The organism is Burkholderia sp. BDU5 (genome assembly GCF_001522845.1).
Classification (GTDB): domain Bacteria; phylum Pseudomonadota; class Gammaproteobacteria; order Burkholderiales; family Burkholderiaceae; genus Burkholderia; species Burkholderia mayonis.
The window spans coordinates 1-1706 of record NZ_LOWC01000119.1 but is presented as its reverse complement, the minus strand read 5'-3'; the positions used below and the strand labels follow the sequence as shown (position 1 = coordinate 1706).

Genomic DNA, 1706 nt, shown 5'->3' with positions numbered 1-1706 from the left:
GGAATCCGGACGGCTCGGCGTACGCGCCGCGGAAGGTAAAGCGCGGCGGCAAGCGCCTGCGCGAGAAGGCCGGCCGCATCAAGCGCGAAGCGATGTTTCGGAAGCTGCGCGCGGCGCGCTATCTGCGAATCGACGTTGACGACGCGGGCCTGGCGATCGGCTTCGACGAACGGCTGTCGCGCATCGCACGTGTCCACCAGGAGGGCAAGAAAGCGCCCGTCGAGCCGGGCGGCCCGCTCGCGCAGTATCCGGTCCGCGTCGTGCTCGGCTTCGCCGACGCCGATCGCGAGCTCGTGCGCGATCGGCTACTACGCCACCTGAACCGCTGAACCGTTCACCGCGGCGTTGGACCGCGTCGATGCGATCGCGCAAGAGGCCACATTCGATCGGCATCGTATGCGGCCCTCGGCTGTATGTAATGGAACTGGACAATCATTCCAGGGCTACGCGAAAGTCGCCAACCTCGCCAAGCATGCTCCCCCTGTAGGCTTTCAAGGCCGACTCCCATTCATATTGCTTAGGATGCGCTGCAAACCAACTGTTGACAAAATTTTCTAGGCGATAGGTGCCACTCCAACCTTGGTTATCGCTTATCCAAAAGTCGTAAAGGTTGTTCGGGACGTTATCCGGCGAAAGCGTCTCCGCAAGCCATGACCAGAGATGATCACAGGGGATCATTGCGACGACGCCATAGATCGGCTCCATGAATTCGGCTACATAGTGTTCATGGGCAACATAAGCTTTTACTGCATCGTTTGGATTAATCGCTAGGATGTCTTTGATGTGCCACGACTTCATGATGGAACTGGTGTAAGACAGATAACCTTCATAGCGAGCCTGCGCAAAAGCTGCCAGCATGTCTTCATGATGTTCTTTCGCGCGCGCCTCAACCAGACGATAATCTTGCTCTGCCCGAACGCAGTATGCTGCGTCTTGCACTGTGTATTGCCCGTAATTGCAGGGAGGCAAGGTACCGTTAGCAATGCCTTGAATGTAAGGCGAGTTAAGGGCATCTTGTGCCAAGCTATAGCATGCTTCCCAGAGTCGAGAAGTAATCGAGTTGGCTGGCGGTGGCGATGTGGAAACGTCTAACTTCGCCAGCGATGGATGGTCTAGTTGGATACGCCGCGGCGTCCTCGTCACGAGTGGCTTCATCATCATGCTCCTTCTCTTTTATCGTGATACATTATTTTTAGCGAAATAATTAATTAAATTCCGCATCGAAACTGATTAAATAGAGCTCGCCCCGTAGCTGAAAATTTACATTTTTAATTATCCCGATAGTAATGAGCCCGTCCAGCGCATTAACGACCCTAAGGCGCCGACGTTATTATAGGAGATGGGAATTAATATTTTGCCGCCGCCATTTAGATTGAGATTGAATCACATCATTCAATAGTCCGCCGAATCGTTTCATTTAACTGCTGCGCTGCCTGAACCCCTGAGTCATCCGTCGTAGCGTCGAGCCGGGCCGACGCGATCACGTGATACGTCGCGTTCGTCTCGCATCCTATCCAGTGCAAGCCTGCCTCGCGCGCCGCGGCGAGAAACGTACCCGAACCCGCAAACAGGTCGCACACGACGCCGCCGGCCGGCACGAGCCGCACGACCTCGCGCGCTATGTCGAGCGGCTTTCCGCATGACCTGATCGCGGAAATGAACGGCCACGTCGCCGAGACGAGCGCCGATCGCGAGCCGTGGGTCTG

2 protein-coding genes and 1 pseudogene are annotated in these 1706 nt (G+C 56.0%); 1 reads left to right on the top strand and 2 read right to left on the bottom strand.

The window, feature by feature from the left end; all coding sequences use genetic code 11:
* On the top strand, window positions 1–329 hold a 329-nt coding region (locus WS69_RS19160), incomplete at its 5' end, for a phage virion morphogenesis protein (RefSeq protein WP_059472271.1).
* A gap of 103 nt (window positions 330–432) precedes the next feature.
* On the opposite strand, the gene WS69_RS19155 is transcribed toward WS69_RS19160, so the two are convergent.
* Together WS69_RS19155 and WS69_RS19150 are read right to left on the bottom strand one after the other, a co-directional pair.
* On the bottom strand, window positions 433–1161 hold the full coding sequence (locus tag WS69_RS19155; protein WP_231747168.1) for a hypothetical protein: 729 nt from the start codon (window positions 1159–1161) through the stop codon (window positions 433–435).
* Between the two features lie 227 nt (window positions 1162–1388).
* A pseudogene (locus tag WS69_RS19150) lies at window positions 1389–1634 on the bottom strand (DNA methyltransferase); the annotation flags it as partial.
* Window positions 1635–1706 lie beyond the last annotated feature (72 nt).

Coding starts and splice junctions, on each gene's coding strand:
- WS69_RS19155 (WP_231747168.1), bottom strand. CDS start 1,161: ATGATGATGAAGCCACTCGTGACGAGGACGCCGCGGCGTATCCAACTA.